Source organism: Flavobacterium daemonense, assembly GCF_007341385.1.
GTDB lineage: Bacteria > Bacteroidota > Bacteroidia > Flavobacteriales > Flavobacteriaceae > Flavobacterium > Flavobacterium daemonense.
The window spans coordinates 276,426-294,336 of sequence record NZ_VJYD01000004.1 but is presented as its reverse complement, the minus strand read 5'-3'; the positions used below and the strand labels follow the sequence as shown (position 1 = coordinate 294,336).

Genomic DNA, 17,911 nt, shown 5'->3' with positions numbered 1-17,911 from the left:
AAAACTAAAACAGCAGTTCATCGAGATAGTTTCACATTTCATCGAAAAGACGTTAAGATCTTGTAAAATACGTATTTATACCTGATTTGAATTTCGATAAGTTTTCTAATTTTGAAATAGAAATCAAGAAATAAGCCTAAATTTCGGTATCGATTTCATATAGAAAAAGCCCAAATTTTTCTCCCCAAATTACAACCTGCATAATAATTTGTATTAATAACCAATTAAATATATTTATTATGAAAAAAGTAATTCTAAGCATCTCCGCGATGCTGTTTGCAGGTGTAGCATTTGCTCAAAATGTTAGTGATGTGGACCAAACAGGCGCATTAAATGGCGCATTAGTGGTTCAAGTTGGATCAAACAATTCAGATGTTGATCAAATTGGTATTGCAAACATTGCAATAGTAGGACAAGTTGGATCTGGAAACAAATCAACTGTTTATCAATTAGGTGCAGGTAACGTTTCGACAGTAGCACAAGTTGGAGCTAACAATACATCAAATATTGCTCAAGGAATTTGGGTTGGAAATTCTGCTACAACTACACAAATTGGAGTAGATAATGGATCTGATGTATTGCAAGTAGGTAATTTCAATTCAGCAACTACAACTCAAGCAGGATGGGGTAATGATGCTTCAACAGTTCAGTATGGCGATGCTAACTTTGCATCTACTACACAAACAGGATTGTTCAATGATGCTTCAACAACTCAAGCTGGAGTGTTGAATTTTGCATTTACTGATCAAGACGGTTGGTTCAACAATGCTTCTACTACACAAGCAGGATGGTTTAACATTTCAAGCATCGAACAAGATGGAATTGCAAACTATGCTAGTACTACACAATTAGGAATCTTAAATTTAAGCACAGTTTCACAAACTGGATTCTTAAACGGAAGTGTTGTAATCCAAGCAAACTAAATAAACCAGAAAAAGGAAGGACTTGATTAATTCAGTTCTTCCTTTTTTTTCTTATTCAAAAAAATTATGAAAGCAATACTAGTCATATTTTTTCTATTTACAGGAATGGTATTCTCGCAAACTATTGATGGGAATATTAATGATTATGCTATCGCTTTAAATGAAACCAACAATCGCAATCAAAATCAAAATACCAATCAATATATTATTAGTCATAATATAGTCAATATCACACAAATTGGCAATTACAATCAGGCCAATTTAACCATCATCAGTAATAATGCCAATGTAACTGCACGGCAAACTGGTAACAACAACTACATGAATGTCTACAAAAAAGCAGACGAAATAAACCAATCCTATATACAGTCAGGCAACAACAATTATATAAGTGATGTTTCATTGTACTCTCGCAACGCCGAAGCAATGAAAGTCAATCAGGAAGGCAATAATTTAACGGTTTTCAGTACGGGATCAAATTCGATTTCTAAGGATATGATCATTAATCAATCTGGAAATTCTGGAGTAGTTTATGTATTCAATCGATAAGATCATGAAAAGGTATTTAAACATAATTGTTGCAGTTTTTTTAATTTTTTTTTCTGAAAACGGATTTTCGCAAACCGAGTACAATAAAGAGGTGAAAGCGAAAATAGAAGTTAAGGAAGTAGAAAATATGTTGTTCATAACCGGAACTGTAGAAAATCTAAAATCAGAGTTTAAGAATATTTCATATAAACTAAGCGTATTCAAGAAAAACAAATCAAATTCAAACAAATCAACAAACGCTCAAGACGGAAGAGTAACATTAGAACCTATTCAAAAAGTAGAATTGTCTAAAACACAGGTCAATTATACCAAACAAGATGAAGTAATTGTAATGTTGTTGATTTATGATGAAAGCAATGCCATAATAGGCAAAGACCGAATTGTTTTTAATGAAGAAACAGAATCTGACGCAGGAAAATCTGTCCCTGTTGATGGTATCGAAATGGTCGGAATTGTGGCCAATGATGCCAAAACAAAACTAGGAAATGATTTTTATGATATGTTTTACGCGCAATATTCTAAGCTAAAAGTTCATACCACTAAAATTGTAACTGTTCAGGAAGAATTGACTTTCGGGCGTACAACAAAAATTACAATATTAGTTGATAGTGATGTTATAGAGGAGTTTATTTCACGTCCTGACGAAGATTTTTTAAAATACATGGCTGAATCAGCCGCATCAAAAATATTCAAGTATTTTAAAGATCAAGAAAAGCAAACTAAAATGATTACTCAATACTAAAATTGGTTTTTGAGAGTCTTTTTTCGATAAAAAGTTTACTATTTAGTGTTCAAAAATAATTAAAAAAGTATCTATATGAAAACTATAGCCTTACTCGTTTGCCTATGTGGTTTTACGACAATATCTATTGCTCAGAACCTTGCATACAAGCCAGCAAACCCAAATTTTGGAGGAGACACTTTCAACTATGCTTGGCTTTTAAGCTCGGCACAGGCTCAAAATGATTATAAGGAAGCAACAAATACAGGCTACAAACAGCAAACCGATTTGGAGCGTTTTAAAAGTAATTTGAACAATCAATTGCTTAACAAACTTTCAAATTCCTTATTTGATAATCAATTCGGAACAAGTACAGGTGGAACAGGAACTGGCACCGGAACGGGAACGGGTACAGGAACAGGAACTGGCACCGGAAATGGAACGCTTTCGCCTGGAACTTACGTATTTGGAACGTTGTCTGTCGATATTTATCATTCTAATCTAGGACTTGTCGTCGATGTACTTGATACCGATACAGGAGAACAGACACAAGTAATTTTGCCTGGTCAATAGGTTTGTATTTGAGATAGTTAAGTTCATGTAGTATTGTAAATAATTTAGATTATGAATAAAAGTCCCCTTTTTCTATTTTTATTAATTTGCCTATTCTCAGGATGTGGAGCATATTTTAATCAGCCTGTTGGGGTGCAAAAAGCAGTTTATGGAGAAAATACTCCTGCAACTGCAAAATTGGTAGACATGCCAAAGCCCAAAGAACAGATCGTTGTAGGTGTATATAAATTTAAGGACCAAACGGGTCAATATAAGCCTACCGAACTAGGAAGTACATTTAGTACGGCTGTTACACAAGGTGCAACATCCATTTTAATTAAAGCACTTCAGGATTCAAAATGGTTTGTACCTATCGAACGTGAAAATCTAGGGAACCTTTTAAACGAGCGAAACATTATTCGTTCTACTCGTCAGGAATATGCTTCTAAAACAGATCCTAATGAAGCAGTCTTAACGCCTCTTTTATTTGCGGGAGTGTTGCTAGAAGGGGGAATTATTTCTTATGATACTAATATTATTACAGGAGGTTTTGGTGCCAGATATTTTGGTGCTGGAGGCTCAACACAATACAGACAAGATCGCGTTACCGTTTATTTGCGATTGGTCTCTACTTCAAACGGAAAAATTTTAAATACGGTTTATGTATCAAAAACTATTCTATCACAAAGTGTCGATGCGAGTTTGTTTAGATATGTGAATTTAAACCGACTTCTGGAGGTTGAAACTGGTTTTACTCGAAACGAACCAATTCAGATGGCGGTTACCGAAGCAATCGAAAAAGCAGTCGAAGGACTGATCGTTGACGGAATCAAAGACAAACTTTGGGAAGTAAACGCACCGCAAAAACAAGTTGACGATTTTGTAGCCGAATACGATAAAGAAAGAAGCGAAGCCGATTTAGCACAACTATACAATAGAAATTTAAGCAATGAAAGAAGAGCCCGTTTTGGAATTGAAGCTGTTGGGGGAACAACCATGATGCAAGGCGATTATCCAAATCCAAAGCCGATGCCAATGATAAGAGGAGCCGTCAAGTTCTTTTTCTCGCCCGCATTTAACCTGAGTGCTTCATCAAATGCTTTTCAGGTAGCAAATAGAAATTATATGGATTATGGCTATCTGTCTCTCGATCTAAATTTAGAATGCATCGTACTGCCCAAGGACGTATTTAGTCCTTTCGTTTTTGCCGGAACCGGATTCGAGTTCGATCACCATCGGGAAAACTTTCATACAAAAGTCCAAGCTGGAGCAGGAGTCGAATATCTCGTCTCGCCACACGTAGGACTCAAATTATACGGCGAATTTAATGCAGCATTCAGTGATAATGTCGACCATATGATAGCGGGAATCCGGGATGATTATTTCTACCGGTTTGGTTTTGGAATGACGTATTATTTCCCTAAAAATCCGAAATACAAGAAAAAATAGGCAGCTTTAAATCTGTAATAACTAATGGTTAAAGGATTAGGTTCAATATAAGTTTAATAAAATTCAGTCTCAAATGAAAATAAGATTAAAAATTTTGGCGTGCTTTTTTCTTTTAATTTCTTGTAGTGAAGAACCACTTGACGTAACAGGAACAGGATCTATTAAAGGACGAGTTGTGGATGTGCGCGGCTATAAAGGCATCGAAAATGCCCGCGTGTCGTCTAACCCTACAACGAGCACAGTTTATACAGATAAGGATGGGTATTTTACAATCGATAAAGTTACAGCTGGCAAATATGCTTTTCAGGCTCAAAAAGACGGCTTTATCACAAGATTTGTTCCTGCCACGATTGAAAAAGATATTGAAACCGAAGTAATCTTTGAGTTAGAAGTATCAACAGCTACTAATAAACCGCCAGAAGTTCCTACGCTTACTGCTCCTGCAGATAATGCAGAGGGTCAAGCCCAAAGTCTGAATCTAACTTGGACCGCCACAGATCCCGAAGGAGATCCGCTGACTTATACCGTGACCGTGAAAAACGGAACTACAGATGAAGTTAAAACTTATTCTGATCTTAAAACCACAACTTTAAATATTAAGGATTTAAGTTTTAGTACCAAATACTATTGGCAGGTTACGGTAGATGACGGAATCAACAAGCCTGTTAACAGTGTGACAAATTCGTTTAGAACATTGGCTTTCCCGAATCCGAGATATATGTACGTTAAAAAAGTAAACAGCAACAACGTTATTTATACCGCAGATGATGCAGGAAATGAACTTCAGCTGTCTTCGGCTCAGGTGAACAGTTTCAGGCCAAGAAAAAATCTGAGCATTAACAGAATTGCTTATATCAGTTCAGATGGATCATTGTATCAAATTTTCAGCATGAAACCAGACGGAACAGATGTCAAAAAAATAACCAATTTTGTTCCAATTGCCGGTTTCAACATGGATAATGTAAGCTACGCTTGGAGTACAAACGGGAAACAGCTTATTTATCCAAATTTTGACAAACTGTATCGTATTGAAGCGGACGGATCCGGCTTGGTGCAGTTGTTTAAAACTCCAAATGGAAAATTCATTTCAGAATGTGAATGGAGTCGTGACGGAAGCCAGATTATCTTAAAAGTAAATGACGTTTCAGGATATAATGTCGAAATTTATGCCATAAATATGAGCGGAAATGTTTTATACACAGTGCTTTCTGGAGTGACAGGCGCAGCAAGCGGAATTGATATTTCTGTTGATAATAAGAAAGTTGTATATACTCGCGATGCTTCTGGATTCGAAAACTCAAATTACAGGCAATTGGATTCCCGAATATATATTTATACTGTAGCAACAAATACATCGGCAGAATTAGCATCTAACAAAGAAAATGGTTTTAATGATCTTGACGTGAAATTTTCTCCAAATGAAGCAAAAGTCATTTTTGTCAATACATCAAATGATGGATTATCGGCCAAGAATATTCAAACCGTCAGTTTATCAGACACTAGTAGTGGCACTAGTTCAAGAACAACCTTGTTTCAAAATGCCTCAATGCCAGACTGGAAATAAAATAATGATGTTTCAAATAATTTGAATTCAAAAAATCGGCAATATTCCCATTGCCGATTTTTTTATTCATTTTTTAAAATGAAATACCAAGCCTTAATAAAATCTAATTTTAAATTGGCGAGAAACCAAAGAATAAAAAAAACTGGTTATCTTTGCAGCACATCAACACAAACTAAGTTTCATGAGTTCAGATTCTAGCAAAAGGTACGCACAAAGAGGTGTTTCGGCATCAAAAGAAGACGTACACAACGCCATAAAAAACATCGATAAAGGTTTATTTCCTCAAGCATTTTGTAAAATTGTCCCTGATTATCTTACCCAAGATTCAGATCATTGCTTGATTATGCATGCTGACGGCGCCGGTACAAAATCGTCATTAGCATACATGTATTGGAAAGAAACTGGAGATCTTTCAGTTTGGAAAGGAATTGCTCAAGATGCTTTAATCATGAATATTGATGATTTATTATGTGTTGGAGCAACAGATAATATTTTGCTTTCATCAACTATTGGAAGAAATAAAAATTTAATTCCGGCCGAAGTTATTTCTGCAATTATTAATGGAACAGAAGAATTAATCAACGAATTAAAATCTTTTGGCGTAACAATTCACTCAACAGGTGGAGAAACTGCCGATGTTGGAGATGTTGTACGTACCATTATTGTAGATTCTACAGTAACTGCTAGAATGAAACGTTCTGATGTCGTAAATAATGCAAATATTAAAGCTGGCGACGTAATTGTTGGTTTGGCTTCTTTTGGTCAAGCAACTTACGAAAAAAGCTATAACGGTGGAATGGGCAGCAACGGACTTACTTCTGCACGTCACGACGTTTTCGGAAAATATTTAGCCAAAAAATATCCAGAAAGCTATGATGCAGCCGTTCCAGAAGAATTAATTTATTCAGGGCAAGTAAATTTAACTGATGAAGTTGAAAACAGTCCAATAAATGCAGGTCAGTTAGTGCTTTCGCCAACAAGAACTTACGCGCCAATCATCAAGAAAATATTAGATAAATATACTCCAGAAGACATCCACGGAATGGTACATTGCAGTGGAGGAGCGCAAACTAAGATTCTTCATTTTGTTCAAAATTTACATATTATAAAAGATAATTTATTTCCGGTTCCGCCATTGTTCAAGTTAATTCAGGAACAATCAAAAACAGATTGGAAAGAAATGTATCAGGTTTTCAACTGCGGACACCGTATGGAAATTTATGTTCCAGAAAATATTGCTCAGGATATTATCGAAATTTCGAAATCATTCAATGTTGATGCACAAATCGTAGGAAGAGTAGAAGCTTCAGATGCTAAAAAGCTTACTATTTCTAGCGAATACGGAACATTCGAATATTAATTTTTTAGGAACAGAGGTTCAAAGGTGCTGAGGTACTAAGGTTTTTTACTAAAGCCTTTAAATAGATTTTTTTATAAATTATAGTTTTTAGGAGCTAATCCCGCTATCCGTTACAATCTTTTGTTTTTTAAAGAAAAAAACAAAAGGATTTTCACTACTATCGGGGCTAAAAAAACATCAGATTATGTACGAACTGCTTTTTTGGAGATATTTAGATGAAATTTACCTGAACAATCAGGAAGTTTATGAAGCGCTTGTTGAGAAAGAAGAAGTTCAAGGACTTGCAGTTCTTCCTGTAGATGTAATCATCAACCGAATCAATCCGGTATTCTCAAAATGGGAAAGAGTCGATGAAAACAGTTGGAAAAACAATGCAGGAAAAGGCGCTTTTCAAGTAATTACAACGTCACAAAGCGTAAAAATCGATTGTTACGGCACCGAAGGCAAAACGATGAATCAATTGGTTTCTGTAATGGAAGAATTCAAATGTCCGTTGTACGACCCGCAAGTTCCCGAACGTTATGACGAAATGAACGAGTAATATTTAAAAGAAGTTTCGGACGTCAACAAATAAATAGAAAAAAGTAAAGTCCCTAACGGGACTTTTTTTATTTAGGCGTTTTTTTTCTACCGATATTTTGCTCCTAGCGGAGCATAGGACAGAAATCAATTTTATTTGATGTGAATTTTATACTAAAACAATATCTCGTAGAGATTATAAACCAGTGTTTTTCCTACCGATATATTACTTCTTTTGAAGTAAGCGAATTATAAAATAATATCTCGTAGAGATTATATATTGGTAGAAAAAAAAATGAGCATTCAGAATTTGTCCCGTAGGGACTTTATATTTATAGCCAAAAAATAATTTAACAACCAAAAAACGGATTATGAATTCATCAAATTTTAATTTCACAGACAATATCATTTTAGAAGACGATTTTGTTTTACTGCGCCCGCTTCAAGAATCAGATGTCGAAAACTTATTGGATATTTCAATCAACGAACCAGAAACTTGGAAATATTCATTAGTAGGCGCAGAAGGAAAAGAAAATTTGACCAATTATATTCAATTGGCCATACAAGCCAGAGAAAACCAAAAAGAATTTCCTTTTATCGTTTTTGATAAAAAATCTCAAAAATATGCTGGTTCAACACGTTTCTATGATATAAACTTAGAATTTAAAACCTTGCAACTAGGATACACTTGGTACGGTTCCGCATTTAGAGGAACGGGTTTAAACAAACACTGTAAATACTTATTGCTTCAGTTCGCTTTTGAAACACTTGGACTGGAGAGAGTTGAATTTCGTGCAGATAATAATAACGAACGAAGCATCGCCGCGATGAAAAGTATTGGCTGTAAAGTCGAAGGAGTTTTAAGAAGCAATATGCCAACAAGAGACAGCGATGTGAGACGTGACTCGATCGTTTTAAGTATTCTTAAAAATGAATGGTTTGATGAGGTAAAAGAAAACTTAAAACGCAAGCTTTAAAAAGAGTCAAAGGCTCGACAAATATTGTAGGGCTGTCCCGAAACTTCGGGATCAGCCCAGTTATAATAAATAAGAACATCCAAATTTTATATTTTTTAAAAGCATATTTAGTTGTAATTTTCTAAACTAAAAAAATAGCTAAAATATTTTACTAATTGCCTGATCTGTTTTTAGATAAAAAAATACAACGATTAAAAAATACCCAATGAATAAAATAAATTGCAAGAGCCTTCTTTTCGGATTTTCATTTTTGATGCTTGGAGTCACTTCAAACGCACAGAAAAAAACAACTGAAAAACGAAATTTGATTCAGTACGTAGATCCCATGATCGGAACGGCAAGAATGGGACATACTTATCCCGGAGCAACAGTACCATTTGGAAGCGTGCAACTGAGCCCAGAAACCGATACAATTGCCTACGGCTTAAACGGAAAATATAATGGAGACGTTTATAAATATTGCGCCGGTTATCAATATGAAGACAAAACAATTGTAGGTTTCAGCCACACACATTTCAGCGGGACAGGCCATTCTGATTTAGGAGATTTTTTAATTATGCCAACAACTGGAAAATTACAATTGAATCCCGGTATAGCATCAAAACCAGAATCAGGATATCGTTCAGCATTTTCGCATACGACAGAAAAAGCAGAACCTGCATATTACAGCGTTTTTTTAGAAGATCACAAAATTAAAGCCGAATTGACTGCCACAACCAGAGTTGGAATGCATCAATATACATTTCCGAAGTCAGATCAGGCACATATTATTCTGGATTTGACATCAGGAATCTATAATTACGACAAGAAAAATGTTTGGACATTTGTACGTGTTGAAAATGATACCTTAATAACCGGTTATCGCCAAACAAACGGCTGGGCAAGAACTAGAACCGTTTATTTTGCAATGTCTTTCAGCAAACCAATAAAAAGCTACGGCCAAGCAGCGCAGGAAAAAAGTGTTTACCGAGGTTTTTGGGGAAAATTTGATCAAACGAAAAATTTCCCAGAAATGGCAGGACAAAACCTGAAATTATTTTTTGATTTTAATACCGAAGAAGGCGAGAAGATCAAAATAAAAATGGCATTATCGCCAGTAAGTTCAGCTGGTGCATTAGAAAATATGAAAAAAGAAGTTCCGGGTTGGGATTTCGAAAAAGTAAAAAAGCAAAGTCAGGAGGTTTGGAACAACGAGTTGAATAAAATTCAAATTGAAGCTATTCAGAAAGATGACTATGTGAATTTTTACACAGCAATGTATCATGCCTTTTTAGGTCCAACAGAATATATGGATTTAGATCATAATTATAAAGGTTTGGACATGAACGTACATAAAGCCGATAATTTTACCAATTATACAAGTTATTCACTTTGGGATACTTATCGCGCATTGCACCCGTTTTTTAACATTATTCAGCCAACACGAAATGCCGATATGGTGAGTTCCATGCTGGCACATTCAGATCAAAGCGTTCATAAAATGCTTCCAGTTTGGTCGCATTATGCAAATGAAAATTGGTGTATGATTGGTTATCACTCTGTTTCAGTAGTTGCAGATGCGATTGTAAAGGGAAATATAAAATTTGATGCCGAAAAAGCGCTTCAAGCCTGTGTAAATACAGCAAAAGTTCCTTATTACGACGGACTGGAATATTATATGAAAATGGGCTACGTTCCTGAAGACAAAAACGGTGCTTCGGTTTCAAAAACATTAGAATATGCTTATGATGATTGGGCGATAGCGCAAGCTGCAAAGAAATTAGGTAAAACCGAAATCTATAATGAATTCATCGAAAGATCAAAGAACTATAAAAACGTTTATGATGCAAAAACTGGCTTCATGCGTCCAAAATTAAACGACGGAACTTTCAAAAAAGAATTCGATCCGCTTGATACACATGGACAAGGTTTTATTGAAGGAAATTCATGGAATTACAGTTTATATGTTCCCCAAGATCCTGCTGACATGATTAAAATGATGGGAGGAAATGATAAATTCAAAGTGCGTTTAGATTCATTATTTAATATGCATTTGCCGGATAAATATTTCGAAAATACCGAAGATATTACGCGTGATGGAATCATAGGAAATTATGTTCATGGAAATGAGCCTTCTCACCACGTGGTGTATTTATACAATTGGACAGATTCGCCTTGGAAAGCGCAGGACAAAATTAGAATGATTTTGAAAAAAATGTACCGAAATGGGGCAGACGGTTTAGGAGGAAATGACGATTTCGGACAAATGAGTGCTTGGTATATTTTCAGCAGTTTAGGATTTTATCCAGTTGCTCCGGGTTCAGACGAATATGCATTAGGAAGCCCGCTCGTAAAAAATGCTATTTTTAATTTAGAAAACGGAAAAAATTTCGAAGTTGAAACCGTAAATCAATCCGATAAAAATGTTTTTGTGAGCAAAGTTTTATTGAACGGAAAAGAACTTTCAAAACCATTTTTAAAACATTCAGATGTTATGAATGGCGGAAAAATTACGTTTTATATGAGTAATAAACCGAATAAAAAACAGTATCAAAATTAAGTTTGGCCACTGATTACACTGGTGACACAGATTTACACTGGTTTATTCTTTTGTCACCCTGAGCGAAGTCGAAGGGCTTTTGTGTTGAAAAGGGCTTCGACTTCGCTCAGCCTGACAAAAAAGTAACATTAAAATTCGAGAAAATTTGTGCAATTCGTGGCTAAACAACAAAAAACTTCACGAAATTTGCACTTCAAACAAAGAAAGATAAATATGAAAATAAATCTAAAATCAGGAATTGATAAATTGCTTTTCGGAATGAAGCAAAACGATGTTATTGCCGTTTTCGGAAAACCTGATAAAAACTATAAAGACGAAGATGACAATGTGATTTTTGTATATAATGCACACAAAATCAGATTGACATTTTATGAAGAAGAAGATTTGAAATTAGGATATCTTGTGGCCTCAAGCAACGATTTAGAAGTTTTCGGATTTAAAATAATTGGAAGAAAAATTGCTGATGTAAAGAAAGATTTTGCTGCAAAAGGAATTACAAAATACAATCAGGAGACTTTTGATACTTTCGAAAATTATTTTAATGAAGACAATTGGTTTATCCTTCAAACAGAATTTGATGAGGTAGTTAAGTTTGAAATTGGAGCCATTATCAATAATAAAGACGAGTTCGACTGGAAATTTCCGGTGAAAAAATAAGCAGATTTAAACGCATTCAAGGTCATTGCGAGGAACGAAGCAACCGCACTAAAATAAGTTCTATAATAATATATTCGAGATGAGATTGCTTCGTTCCTCGCAATGACAATCAAAAAAAAACCGACAATCACTTGTCGGTTTTTTTTGTGAATTAAAAGAAATTAACCTTTCAACCATGCATTTTTAAGTTGCTCTTTTGAAGCATCTGTAGCTTTAAAAGTTTCTGATTCTTCAAAAGGAAGTTTTACAGTTCCTTTTATAGTCTCTTCTTTTCCTGCACGTTTAATTTTTACAGTGATAGGATCGTTATCTTTCCAGTTTTCACTTTCTGTAATTAAGCTGTAAATATTCTCAAGTGAGTAAGGTTTGTTGTTTATTGCGACAATAACATCTCCGCCTTTAAGATTAAGATTTTTGAAAAAATCATTTGGCTCAATATCAGAACGAACCGCAATTTCTTGAGTCTGTTTACTTACAGAAATATACGGAGTTTGTCCTTTAAGGAAAATTGGACTTGTTTTTTTCTCAACTGCTTTAGTCACACCAACTTTTGCCAAATAAACGTCGTAAGGAATTGGTGTAGTTCCTGCCACATATTTGTTTAAGAATTCACCAACTTCAGGATAAGTCAACTGTGTAATTTTTGCAAAAAGCTCATCGTCATTAAATGGTTTTTCGATTCCGTATTCATTTGATAATTTATGCATTAAATCAAGAATTCCTCTTTCACCATTGCTTTTTTCTCTAATAATAATATCAATACACATACCAATAAGAGCACCTTTTTGATACACATTTAAGTATTGATCTTTATAAGGTTCTTGCAATACATTTTTGCTCATCACAGTAAATGACATTGTATCGTCTAAAGATTTAGACTGCTCGATTTTTTCTGCGATACGTCTGTAAAATTCTGCTTCGTCGATCAAACCTTGGTTGATTTGGAAAAGATTTGCAAAATATTCTGTTACACCTTCATACATCCACAAATGTTCAGACATTTTGGGAGCATTGTAATCAAAAAACTGAATTTCTTTTGAGTGAATTGTCAACGGAGTCACAATATGGAAAAACTCGTGAGAAACCACATCTTTCATTGATTCAACCAGTTTTTCTTTCGGCATCGATTCCGGCAAAACCACTGTTGTTGCAGTAGGATGTTCTAGAGCTCCAAAACCATGTGCATCATCTTTTGCTAAGGTTGATAAATACAATAAAACCGTATATTTTTTAGTCGAATTGATTTTTCCTAAAAAGTTTTTCTGCGCTGTCATCATCGTTTTCATTTCCGGCGTGATGCTTTCTGCAGTAAATTTTCCTGTTGGAGAATATACAGCAATCTGAATATCCATTCCATTAACATTGAAGGATGTGTAATCTGGTTTAGAGTACATAATTGGGTTTTCAACCAAAACAGCATAACGCGGCGTTATAAAAACATCGCTAGTTTTGCTTGCATCTTCATCCGTCATTGAAGTTGCGCCCCAAAGTGTTTCAGGATGCGTGATTGTAACTTTGTAAGGAACATCTAGTTTATCTTGAAAATAACCTACAAAACCATGTGTGTTAATCATGAAATTTATTCCAGCGTTGATGTTGGTTCCAGCTGGTGAAAATACATCATCATTTCCAAAGCCTGTTCCTTTTTCAGTATCAAAAGTATCTCCAACTAAATATGTGATTTTTTTAAGCGTTTTTGCATTCGAAATCGACCAAGAGTTGTCGTCAATTCTTTTTACTGCCAATTCATTTCCTTTAGCATCATAAGCTTTAAAACCGTCTGAATATTTACCATAATTATCTGTGGAGTAGGTTCCAGGAACTGTTTTTGGGATACTATAAATAATTTCGTCCGTTTTAATTGCAGGAGGTGTTACTGTTACTAGGACTTTATCGTCTTTTACATCAACAAGATTAATGTTGACATCAACAGTTTTACTTTTGGCATCTCCAGAGGAACTACCTGTTTTGCAGCTCCATAATGTTACAGCAAGAGCTAGCGTGTAGATTATTTTTTTCATTTGTTCGCGTTTAGTTTTGTGTATTTGACTTATAAATTATCAAATTGTTACACATGTTATATAAATATAAAAAAAACTCCTGAATTTCAGGAGTTTTCTTTTAGTCTAGTTTATTTTTTATGTAATATTTACCGTCCAAATCTTCATCAAAGTCATCTATTTTGACAGGTTTTGGCTTTGGTTTATTAGCAATTGCCTTCTTTTTCCACATCTCAAATTTTTCCAGAGGCATCTTCTTTTTCATGATTTCCAGAACTTCTTTTTCTGCTAATCCAAATTCTTTTTTTATAATTTCAAATGGATTTCTTTCTTCTAAAGCTAACGAAACAAGTCTTTCCGTTTGTTCCCAATTCAATTCTTTGCGGTTACTCTTTTTCATCTCGTGAAAATTAATTCAAAATAGAGGTTAATGATTAATAGATTGATTTTCATTTTATATATCAATATTAATAAAAAAAATAATTAGTTGGTACGCTGAACTATATTTTTTTATTGAATTTAACTGTTTTTTGCCGATCTTGATTTTTGAAACGGAATTTGCAATAAATTTTTCAATTTGTTATGTTCTTCGGGCTCTGGGTGCGTATCGACTCCATAAATTATCTGTTCTTTTGGTAAAGTTGTAAAAGTGCTGAAAAGGCGATCCCAAATAGAGAAAATATTTCCATAATTGCTATCCGTATAAGGGAGCATGTAATGATGATGAACTTTATGCATATTTGGTGAAACGATAACATAACTTAAAGCGGTATCCAGCTTTTTTGGAAGCGAAATATTGGCATGATTGAATTGCGAAGTGATTACAGATAACGATTGGTATAAGAAAACCATCCACATTGGGCTTCCAACAATTAAAACGCCCAAAGTTGTAAATAAAAATCGGATGACACTTTCGCCTGGATGATGTCGGTTTGCCGATGTTGTATCAACCCAAGTATCGGTGTGATGAATGAGGTGAAAACGCCACAAAAATTTCACTTTATGTTGTACAAAATGTGCCAAATAAGCACCAATTAAATCAAGCAGAAGCAATCCAATTATAGCATAAATCCAAAGCGGCATTTCTGGAAGCCATTGCAAAATTCCGAAATGATTTTCGGTTGTCCAAGCTGCAGTTTTTATCAGAATAAAAGCCAGAACAAAATTTACGATAATCGTTGTAACGGTAAAAAATATATTTATTCCTGCGTGGTGCCATTTTTTATAGTGCATCTGAAAAAGCGGAAAAGCATTTTCTATCAGCCAAAAAATAGTGATTCCTCCAATTAAAATTAGGCTTCGATGCGAAGACGGAATGGTACTGAAATAAGCAATAATATCATTCATAATTCTATAATGTATTTTTTCAAATGTAATAAAATTGATGAAATAATAACATTTATTTTAAGAAATATAGATCTTTATACTTGTTTCAGTGTTTATTGTTTAACGGGTGCATTTCTTTAGATAAAAAAAGAGAAAAAAGACCAGTAAAACTGCTTTTTTCTCTTTATAAGTTATTAGGTAACTAATTTATTTTGATGTTTTCAATTTAAGCTTTTTTGATAAGACTGATGATAAACAGTAAAACCCAAGCACCACCAACGGCGATAAGAATTTGCCAAAGAAGTCCTCCTCCGCCAATTCCAAGTTTTCCGGCAATCCAGCCTCCAATTATACCGCCAATAATTCCGACGATAATATTGCCAATTAATCCAAAGCCGGCACCTTTCCAGATTTGACCCGCAAGCCATCCAGAAATGGCTCCTATAAGTAAGAAATATAAAAATTCCATAGATTCGTTTTTTAGTTTGTAAGTAAGCTTTTTAGAAATTAAGCTTCATCATGATTTTGAAGCAGATTTTTATAGATAAATCCGGCAACGATTGCACCTAAAATTGGAGCGACCCAAAACAGCCAAACCTGAGATAATGGCTCGCCGCCTGTAAAGATAGCCTGAGACAAAGATCTTGCAGGATTTACAGAAGTGTTTGTGATTGGAATACTAATCAAGTGAATTAAAGTTAAAGCCAAACCAATTGCAATACCTGCAAATCTTCCGTTTGCAAACTTATCAGTCGCACCTAAAATAACCAAAAGGAAAAACAACGTCAATACAAATTCAGCAATAAAAGCCGATTGTAAAGAATAACCATCAGGCGAAAAAGCGCCAAAACCGTTTGATGCAAAGGCACCGGCTTTTGTATTATCGATCACAAAACCAGCTTTTCCGGAAGCAATCGTGTACAGGGTTCCCGCTGCGGCAATTGCGCCAATACATTGAGCGATAATGTAGGGAATAAGGTCTTTTGCAGAAAATCTGCCACCAGCCCATAATCCAAATGAAACGGCTGGGTTGAAATGTCCGCCAGAAATGTGTCCAACAGCATATGCCATTGTTAATACCGTTAAACCAAAAGCTAAAGCAACTCCAGCAAATCCAATTCCTAAATCTGGAATTCCTGCTGCAAAAATAGCGCTTCCGCAACCTCCGAAAACTAACCAAAAAGTTCCAAAAAACTCTGCAAATAATTTTTTCATAATTAAGTAATTTTAAATTAATAGATTCTGATTGTTAAAGAGTATATTGGTATGCCCAAAAAATCAAAACAATTTGTAAGGGCAAACGTACAAATAAAATCCATCTTGGTAAATTAAAACTTGCTTTTTTATTTTGAAGCATGTACAAATTTGCAGGAAATATTGCAATCAATAATGCAATAAAGCCCCATGCAGCAAAATTTTTTGTAAAAGGAAGCAATAGGAGGCAGCCTAGTACAATTTCGGCAGCTCCACTTAAATTATTTATTAATTTGGGGTTTTTAAAAACAGGAGGAATGATTCTGATGTACATTCCAGGTTTTCTAAAATGATTAATACCAGCAAGTATATATAAAAAAGCCATTAGATATAAATGCCAAGGTTGTTTCATGATATCTTATTGTTTATCACGAATTTATAAAAAAATTAACAATTATTGCATTACAAGGCTCTTTTTTTTAAAGCTATGCAAAATTGACTATTTTTTTGCCTTAAAATTTATATTCATAATAATTATGGCAAGAATGATTAAAACAATTCCAACCCATTGCAGAAAGATTACTTTTTCATTCAATAAAATAAAAGCCATCGTAACAGAAACCGGAAGTTCAAGGGCTGAAACGATACTTCCTAAACCAATTCCGGTTAACGGGAAACCTGCAGTCATAAGCATTGGCGGAATTATAGTTCCGAATAAAGACAAAACAATTCCCCATTTTAAGAAAATTGCAAGGTTAAAGGTTTCGGTTTGCGTGGCAAATGCAAAAGAAAATACAATTACCGCACCGCCTAAAAGCATATATAAACTGCGCTGTGCAGAAGAAATTTCTGTAGCAACACTATTTGCTGTAAACATAGTTGTAGTAAAAGAAGCAGCGGCTAATAATCCCCACATAATTCCTCGCCAGTCTAGTTTAAAATCAGCATGGATAAGATTTGTTGCCAAAGCGGTTCCAATAAGTACAATAAAAACGGCAATTACTTTTTGTAATGAGGGAAGTTTTTTCTCTAAAATCATTTCTAATAAAACCCCCATCCACACGGTCTGCATTAATAAAACGATTCCAATTGAAACTGGAATATATTTTACAGCCAAGTAATAAAACAAACTTGTCATTCCTAAAGAAGTTCCAGCAAGCATCAAACTGAAAATATTTTTTGATGATGCTTTTACGGTTTTGCCTTTATGTTTTATTTTTTGAAAAGCATTGATTATCAAAATTCCAATAATACCCAAAACAAATTGTGAAGTAGTGACTTCGGCAGTTGTATAACCTTCAGAATAGGCCATTTTTACAAAAGTGGCTAACATTCCGTAAGTTGTAGCTCCTAAAGCGACTAAAAAAACTCCTTTTAATACATTGTTTTGTGACATCTGAAATTCCTGTTTTAAAAATTAAGGCCGGCAAAGGTAAGTTATTTTGTTTATGATTTGGCAGAAAAATACAGTAAACATTGGTTTTAATGCTGTTTTGAGACTATTTTGCATTTGTAAATTGCTTATTTTTCAAAAGAATCAAACTCGGTAAAAAGAAAAAACCATCAAAACTTTTGCTTTGA

The 17,911-nt window shown here is 34.5% G+C and carries 18 protein-coding genes; 11 read left to right on the top strand and 7 right to left on the bottom strand.

Translation table 11 applies throughout. The annotated features are described in order from the left end of the window. The first annotated feature begins 239 nt into the window (after positions 1-239). The 11 genes from FND99_RS07490 to FND99_RS07440 all read left to right on the top strand — a co-directional run bounded on the left by FND99_RS07490 (position 240) and on the right by FND99_RS07440 (position 11,810). Positions 240-923, top strand: coding sequence for a hypothetical protein (locus tag FND99_RS07490; protein WP_144337351.1), 684 nt, complete (start codon positions 240-242; stop codon positions 921-923). A gap of 66 nt (positions 924-989) precedes the next feature. Continuing rightward, the gene (locus FND99_RS07485) at positions 990-1,472 is read left to right on the top strand and encodes a hypothetical protein (protein WP_144337350.1); all 483 of its coding nucleotides are present in this window, start codon (positions 990-992) and stop codon (positions 1,470-1,472) included. A gap of 4 nt (positions 1,473-1,476) precedes the next feature. Further along, positions 1,477-2,214, top strand: a complete 738-nt coding sequence (locus tag FND99_RS07480; RefSeq protein WP_162615541.1) for a CsgE family curli-type amyloid fiber assembly protein — start codon at positions 1,477-1,479, stop codon at positions 2,212-2,214. Between the two features lie 75 nt (positions 2,215-2,289). Continuing rightward, positions 2,290-2,766, top strand: a complete 477-nt coding sequence (locus FND99_RS07475) for a curli assembly protein CsgF (protein ID WP_144337348.1) — start codon at positions 2,290-2,292, stop codon at positions 2,764-2,766. A gap of 51 nt (positions 2,767-2,817) precedes the next feature. Continuing rightward, positions 2,818-4,194 carry a CsgG/HfaB family protein gene (locus FND99_RS07470; RefSeq protein ID WP_144337347.1) on the top strand — a complete coding sequence of 459 codons (1,377 nt, stop codon included), beginning with the start codon at positions 2,818-2,820 and terminating at the stop codon, positions 4,192-4,194. A gap of 73 nt (positions 4,195-4,267) precedes the next feature. Continuing rightward, the gene (locus tag FND99_RS07465) at positions 4,268-5,758 is read left to right on the top strand and encodes a carboxypeptidase regulatory-like domain-containing protein (protein WP_144337346.1); all 1,491 of its coding nucleotides are present in this window, start codon (positions 4,268-4,270) and stop codon (positions 5,756-5,758) included. A gap of 181 nt (positions 5,759-5,939) precedes the next feature. Continuing rightward, positions 5,940-7,118: an AIR synthase related protein gene (locus FND99_RS07460; RefSeq protein WP_144337345.1), complete on the top strand. Its 1,179-nt coding sequence runs from the start codon at positions 5,940-5,942 to the stop codon at positions 7,116-7,118. 184 nt (positions 7,119-7,302) lie between these two features. Then, positions 7,303-7,659 (top strand): hypothetical protein, encoded by a 357-nt coding sequence (locus FND99_RS07455; protein WP_144337344.1) that lies wholly within the window; start codon positions 7,303-7,305, stop codon positions 7,657-7,659. 349 nt (positions 7,660-8,008) lie between these two features. Then, positions 8,009-8,614, top strand: coding sequence for a GNAT family N-acetyltransferase (locus FND99_RS07450; protein ID WP_144337343.1), 606 nt, complete (start codon positions 8,009-8,011; stop codon positions 8,612-8,614). A 205-nt stretch (positions 8,615-8,819) separates the two neighbouring features. After that, entirely contained in the window at positions 8,820-11,153 is a 2,334-nt protein-coding gene (locus FND99_RS07445; RefSeq protein WP_144337342.1) for a GH92 family glycosyl hydrolase, read from the top strand. 213 nt (positions 11,154-11,366) lie between these two features. Then, on the top strand, positions 11,367-11,810 hold the full coding sequence (locus tag FND99_RS07440; RefSeq protein WP_144337341.1) for a hypothetical protein: 444 nt from the start codon (positions 11,367-11,369) through the stop codon (positions 11,808-11,810). A gap of 161 nt (positions 11,811-11,971) precedes the next feature. On the opposite strand, the gene FND99_RS07435 is transcribed toward FND99_RS07440, so the two are convergent. From FND99_RS07435 to FND99_RS07405, 7 genes are all read right to left on the bottom strand, one after another. Continuing rightward, complete coding sequence (locus FND99_RS07435) at positions 11,972-13,831, bottom strand: M61 family metallopeptidase (protein ID WP_144337340.1); 1,860 nt, start codon at positions 13,829-13,831, stop codon at positions 11,972-11,974. A 100-nt stretch (positions 13,832-13,931) separates the two neighbouring features. Continuing rightward, positions 13,932-14,210 carry a DUF2805 domain-containing protein gene (locus FND99_RS07430; RefSeq protein WP_144337339.1) on the bottom strand — a complete coding sequence of 93 codons (279 nt, stop codon included), beginning with the start codon at positions 14,208-14,210 and terminating at the stop codon, positions 13,932-13,934. Positions 14,211-14,329: 119 nt separating this feature from the next. Next, a complete protein-coding gene (locus FND99_RS07425; protein ID WP_144337338.1) occupies positions 14,330-15,157 on the bottom strand; it encodes a sterol desaturase family protein in 828 nt (275 codons plus the stop codon). 205 nt (positions 15,158-15,362) lie between these two features. Then, positions 15,363-15,605: a GlsB/YeaQ/YmgE family stress response membrane protein gene (locus FND99_RS07420; RefSeq protein ID WP_144337337.1), complete on the bottom strand. Its 243-nt coding sequence runs from the start codon at positions 15,603-15,605 to the stop codon at positions 15,363-15,365. Between the two features lie 38 nt (positions 15,606-15,643). Continuing rightward, positions 15,644-16,351, bottom strand: coding sequence for an aquaporin Z (gene aqpZ, locus FND99_RS07415; RefSeq protein ID WP_144337336.1), 708 nt, complete (start codon positions 16,349-16,351; stop codon positions 15,644-15,646). A 34-nt stretch (positions 16,352-16,385) separates the two neighbouring features. Next, positions 16,386-16,742, bottom strand: coding sequence for a DoxX family protein (locus FND99_RS07410; RefSeq protein WP_144337335.1), 357 nt, complete (start codon positions 16,740-16,742; stop codon positions 16,386-16,388). A gap of 87 nt (positions 16,743-16,829) precedes the next feature. Beyond that, positions 16,830-17,726: an EamA family transporter gene (locus tag FND99_RS07405; RefSeq protein ID WP_144337334.1), complete on the bottom strand. Its 897-nt coding sequence runs from the start codon at positions 17,724-17,726 to the stop codon at positions 16,830-16,832. Positions 17,727-17,911: the final 185 nt, after the last annotated feature.

Excerpts from the sequence above, each read along its gene's own strand:
- FND99_RS07490 (WP_144337351.1), top strand. The coding sequence starts at position 240 with ATGAAAAAAGTAATTCTAAGCATCTCCGCGATGCTGTTTGCAGGTGTA.
- FND99_RS07485 (WP_144337350.1), top strand. The coding sequence starts at position 990 with ATGAAAGCAATACTAGTCATATTTTTTCTATTTACAGGAATGGTATTC.
- FND99_RS07480 (WP_162615541.1), top strand. The coding sequence starts at position 1,477 with ATGAAAAGGTATTTAAACATAATTGTTGCAGTTTTTTTAATTTTTTTT.
- FND99_RS07475 (WP_144337348.1), top strand. The coding sequence starts at position 2,290 with ATGAAAACTATAGCCTTACTCGTTTGCCTATGTGGTTTTACGACAATA.
- FND99_RS07470 (WP_144337347.1), top strand. The coding sequence starts at position 2,818 with ATGAATAAAAGTCCCCTTTTTCTATTTTTATTAATTTGCCTATTCTCA.
- FND99_RS07465 (WP_144337346.1), top strand. The coding sequence starts at position 4,268 with ATGAAAATAAGATTAAAAATTTTGGCGTGCTTTTTTCTTTTAATTTCT.
- FND99_RS07460 (WP_144337345.1), top strand. The coding sequence starts at position 5,940 with ATGAGTTCAGATTCTAGCAAAAGGTACGCACAAAGAGGTGTTTCGGCA.
- FND99_RS07455 (WP_144337344.1), top strand. The coding sequence starts at position 7,303 with ATGTACGAACTGCTTTTTTGGAGATATTTAGATGAAATTTACCTGAAC.
- FND99_RS07450 (WP_144337343.1), top strand. The coding sequence starts at position 8,009 with ATGAATTCATCAAATTTTAATTTCACAGACAATATCATTTTAGAAGAC.
- FND99_RS07445 (WP_144337342.1), top strand. The coding sequence starts at position 8,820 with ATGAATAAAATAAATTGCAAGAGCCTTCTTTTCGGATTTTCATTTTTG.
- FND99_RS07440 (WP_144337341.1), top strand. The coding sequence starts at position 11,367 with ATGAAAATAAATCTAAAATCAGGAATTGATAAATTGCTTTTCGGAATG.
- FND99_RS07435 (WP_144337340.1), bottom strand. The coding sequence starts at position 13,831 with ATGAAAAAAATAATCTACACGCTAGCTCTTGCTGTAACATTATGGAGC.
- FND99_RS07430 (WP_144337339.1), bottom strand. The coding sequence starts at position 14,210 with ATGAAAAAGAGTAACCGCAAAGAATTGAATTGGGAACAAACGGAAAGA.
- FND99_RS07425 (WP_144337338.1), bottom strand. The coding sequence starts at position 15,157 with ATGAATGATATTATTGCTTATTTCAGTACCATTCCGTCTTCGCATCGA.
- FND99_RS07420 (WP_144337337.1), bottom strand. The coding sequence starts at position 15,605 with ATGGAATTTTTATATTTCTTACTTATAGGAGCCATTTCTGGATGGCTT.
- aqpZ (WP_144337336.1), bottom strand. The coding sequence starts at position 16,351 with ATGAAAAAATTATTTGCAGAGTTTTTTGGAACTTTTTGGTTAGTTTTC.
- FND99_RS07410 (WP_144337335.1), bottom strand. The coding sequence starts at position 16,742 with ATGAAACAACCTTGGCATTTATATCTAATGGCTTTTTTATATATACTT.
- FND99_RS07405 (WP_144337334.1), bottom strand. The coding sequence starts at position 17,726 with ATGTCACAAAACAATGTATTAAAAGGAGTTTTTTTAGTCGCTTTAGGA.